The sequence below is a fragment of the Carboxylicivirga caseinilyticus genome, assembly GCF_050589785.1.
Lineage (GTDB): Bacteria > Bacteroidota > Bacteroidia > Bacteroidales > Marinilabiliaceae > Carboxylicivirga > Carboxylicivirga caseinilyticus.
This window is the reverse complement of the sequence record NZ_JBNGOX010000082.1, coordinates 1-3,888: the sequence shown is the minus strand read 5'-3', so window position 1 is coordinate 3,888 and position 3,888 is coordinate 1. Positions and strand designations below refer to the sequence as shown.

3 protein-coding genes and 1 CRISPR repeat array are annotated in these 3,888 nt (G+C 37.0%); of the genes, 2 read left to right on the top strand and 1 reads right to left on the bottom strand.

Annotated elements, in window-relative coordinates; translation table 11 throughout:
* The first annotated feature begins 135 nt into the window (after positions 1-135).
* Both cas1 and cas2 read left to right on the top strand, forming a co-directional pair.
* Positions 136-1,041 carry a type II CRISPR-associated endonuclease Cas1 gene (cas1, locus tag ACRD62_RS22210; RefSeq protein WP_430822278.1) on the top strand — a complete coding sequence of 302 codons (906 nt, stop codon included), beginning with the start codon at positions 136-138 and terminating at the stop codon, positions 1,039-1,041.
* A gap of 2 nt (positions 1,042-1,043) precedes the next feature.
* A complete protein-coding gene (gene cas2, locus ACRD62_RS22205) occupies positions 1,044-1,382 on the top strand; it encodes a CRISPR-associated endonuclease Cas2 (protein WP_430822277.1) in 339 nt (112 codons plus the stop codon).
* A 108-nt stretch (positions 1,383-1,490) separates the two neighbouring features.
* Positions 1,491-3,384: a CRISPR direct-repeat array (repeat unit 47 nt; unit sequence CTTGTCAAAGACCGTACTAAAGTTACAATTTGAGAGCAATTCACAAC).
* A gap of 122 nt (positions 3,385-3,506) precedes the next feature.
* Here the strand turns inward: cas2 and ACRD62_RS22200 are convergent.
* Positions 3,507-3,689 carry a hypothetical protein gene (locus ACRD62_RS22200; protein WP_430822276.1) on the bottom strand — a complete coding sequence of 61 codons (183 nt, stop codon included), beginning with the start codon at positions 3,687-3,689 and terminating at the stop codon, positions 3,507-3,509.
* Positions 3,690-3,888: the final 199 nt, after the last annotated feature.

Genomic DNA, 3,888 nt, shown 5'->3' with positions numbered 1-3,888 from the left:
CATCAGTTCATGACCAAAAGTGGCACAGTTTGAACCGAAATCACTGGCACAGATCAGGCCGATAATGCTGGCACAAAACGATCCGAAATATCCATGTTGATCGTAATGTTTAATAAAATCCTTAAATCAGAAATTATGATCAAGCGAACCCTCTATTTTGGTAATCCTGCCTATTTAAGTAAACAACAAAAACAGTTAAAAGTAACAGAACCTAAAACCAATAATGAGTTGGGTTCTATACCCATTGAAGATATAGGGGTTATGTTACTCGACAATTATCAGATAACCATCACACATGGATTAATAGTAGCCTTAACCCACAATAATACAGCAATTATAAGTTGCGACGAACGCCATCTGCCCCAAGGATTGATGTTACCCATGGATGGTCATACCTTGCAGACTGAGCGATTGCGCTTTCAAATAGAGATGAGCGAACCGCTGCGCAAAAATCTTTGGCAGCAAACAGTTAAGGCCAAAGTCGAGAATCAGGCCTCATTATTACAGATAGTAGAAAAGGAAAATAAACGTTTAAAGGCCCTGGTTCCTCAGATTCAAAGTGGTGATCCTGATAATATCGAAGGGAGAGCAGCATCGGTATACTGGAAAGTATTATTTGAAGAAACCAACTTTACACGTCAAAGATACGGTGTTGCACCCAATGCACACCTCAACTATTGTTATGCAGTTTTACGAGCTATTGTGGCCAGAGCTCTGGTGGGGAGTGGTTTATCACCCACCATTGGTATTTTTCACCGCAATAAATATAACTCCTATTGCCTGGCCGATGATATTATGGAACCTTTTCGTCCGTATTGTGATGAACTGGTTTACAATATGTGGCAAGAAGGAGAAATAGACAGTGAAGAAATTACCATTGAGCAGAAACGTAAATTGTTAAGTATTGCAACGGTCGATGTTCAGTACGACAAGCAAAAAAGTCCGTTAATGGTTGGGCTAAGTCGCACAACTAATTCGTTATATGAATGTTTGGCGGGAGAGCGGCGTAAAATTGTGTATCCACAGTTTTTAATCAATTAGGTATGTCTTATTCAGCACTTAATCAATACCGTATTATGTGGGTTCTTGTATTTTTTGATTTACCAACCGAAACCAAGAAACAGCGAAAAGAAGCATCTAAGTTTCGAAAAAAGCTGATTGATGATGGTTTTGCTATGTTTCAGTTCTCGATTTATCTGCGAAATTGCCCCAGCAGAGAAAATGCTGATGTGCACATTAAAAGGGTGAAAAGTATACTGCCTGAGCATGGACATATTGGTGTGCTTAAAATAACGGATAAGCAATTTGGTATGATGGAGTTGTTTATAAGTCAGCAACCGGCTGCTAAGCCGGAAGTGGTTCAGCAGTTGCAATTGTTTTAGAAGAATAAAAACAAGGTCTAAAAAGAAAACCAACCCGTCAAATAGGTCGGTTTTTCTTTTCTGATGTCTTTGATAAGTTGTTGCTAGTTTGTGTTTTGCGGGCGATACCTTGTCAAAGACCGTACTAAAGTTACAATTTGAGAGCAATTCACAACAGCGACTTTAGTTTTGTTGCGTGGACAGGTCTTGTCAAAGACCGTACTAAAGTTACAATTTGAGAGCAATTCACAACTATTGTATAACATTTGTGATACACGAATGACTTGTCAAAGACCGTACTAAAGTTACAATTTGAGAGCAATTCACAACCACATCCTTGTTTTGCTTTTTGCTGAACGACTTGTCAAAGACCGTACTAAAGTTACAATTTGAGAGCAATTCACAACCAAAAAGCCTGACCGCTTGCGGTAACTCCCCTTGTCAAAGACCGTACTAAAGTTACAATTTGAGAGCAATTCACAACTTATAAAAAAGGGCATTATTTCTGATATATCTTGTCAAAGACCGTACTAAAGTTACAATTTGAGAGCAATTCACAACTCAGGCATTGACAAAATACTTCCTACATATCTTGTCAAAGACCGTACTAAAGTTACAATTTGAGAGCAATTCACAACTACCTAAAGGTATAAGTATAGAATTTGAAACTTGTCAAAGACCGTACTAAAGTTACAATTTGAGAGCAATTCACAACTTGTAAAGCTCTCTTATTTTCAAGACGTAACTTGTCAAAGACCGTACTAAAGTTACAATTTGAGAGCAATTCACAACTACATTAAATTCTGTTCCTGATAAATTACCCTTGTCAAAGACCGTACTAAAGTTACAATTTGAGAGCAATTCACAACCAAGTTCCATGAAATGTTAAAAACAGGCAGCTTGTCAAAGACCGTACTAAAGTTACAATTTGAGAGCAATTCACAACTACAGGCTTATGAAGATGCTGACAAATTAGCTTGTCAAAGACCGTACTAAAGTTACAATTTGAGAGCAATTCACAACTTTAAGGTGTATACGGCGTCTGAACTTGTTCTTGTCAAAGACCGTACTAAAGTTACAATTTGAGAGCAATTCACAACTTGAATGTGACTGTGATTCATATGAACCTACTTGTCAAAGACCGTACTAAAGTTACAATTTGAGAGCAATTCACAACTCTAACTCTCCACTAATTAGAAAATCACCACTTGTCAAAGACCGTACTAAAGTTACAATTTGAGAGCAATTCACAACTATAAAATAACTAGAAAACGATAAAATGATCTTGTCAAAGACCGTACTAAAGTTACAATTTGAGAGCAATTCACAACTTCAGGTAATTACTAAAGAATATATAAGGTCTTGTCAAAGACCGTACTAAAGTTACAATTTGAGAGCAATTCACAACCGTAGCTTAACTGCATAGCCAGATAAAACTCTTGTCAAAGACCGTACTAAAGTTACAATTTGAGAGCAATTCACAACCCTCAATCAAATAACAGTGTTTCAGCTCCACTTGTCAAAGACCGTACTAAAGTTACAATTTGAGAGCAATTCACAACCTGTGCTGTTCTTATATGCCGTATATTTACTTGTCAAAGACCGTACTAAAGTTACAATTTGAGAGCAATTCACAACTAAACCAAACAAACTTTTTATTATCCAAGCCTTGTCAAAGACCGTACTAAAGTTACAATTTGAGAGCAATTCACAACTACCCAGGCAACAGCATTCATGCCGCTGATCTTGTCAAAGACCGCACTAAAGTTACAATTTGAGAGCAATTCACAACTTTGTGGAGAGGTAACCTATAAAGGTGAACCTTGTCAAAGACCGCACTAAAGTTACAATTTGAGAGCAATTCACAACTTTGGGAGTCTCAAACCTCCATTTGAAAGGCTTGTCAAAGACCGCACTAAAGTTACAATTTGAGAGCAATTCACAACTTGGTTGTGGTGCATTAGCACAAGGTATTTCTTGTCAAAGACCGCACTAAAGTTACAATTTGAGAGCAATTCACAACAACGGGTCCTTTGTGTGTTGATCTTTTGCGCTTGTCAAAGACCGCACTAAAGTTACAATTTATTCATGAGTTGTCTGTTTTATAAGGCACTCATGATTTTCAATAGAGAGCAATTCAGAAGATCAGTCTGTAGGAATATATGGTATTCCATCTGTATCTTCAATCTCCTTAAGCATTTTTCTTTCTTCCTCATTTTCTGGCTTCACCTTTCCCATAATAAGATCCACATATCTCCTTTGCTTTTTATCTAAAAGCATATCTTCATCTATATTCAATTTATGGTTTGACCTATTTGGAAGTGTCATTATTTTAATGATTATATGGTCTGAAAATATATAATTAATAACATATGTACTTGATGCTTACAGGTGTAAAAGCACAATATAATAAAAATAGAACTTGAAGAAAATAAAAAAGCCACTCGAAAAATCAAATGGCTTAAAAGAGCGGAAGACGGGGCTCAAACCCGCGACCCTCAGCTTGGAAGGCTGATGCTCTATCAAC

Bases quoted from the DNA above. Each gene is read 5' to 3' on its own strand.
- cas1 (WP_430822278.1), top strand. From the start codon at position 136: ATGATCAAGCGAACCCTCTATTTTGGTAATCCTGCCTATTTAAGTAAA.
- cas2 (WP_430822277.1), top strand. From the start codon at position 1,044: ATGTCTTATTCAGCACTTAATCAATACCGTATTATGTGGGTTCTTGTA.
- ACRD62_RS22200 (WP_430822276.1), bottom strand. From the start codon at position 3,689: ATGACACTTCCAAATAGGTCAAACCATAAATTGAATATAGATGAAGAT.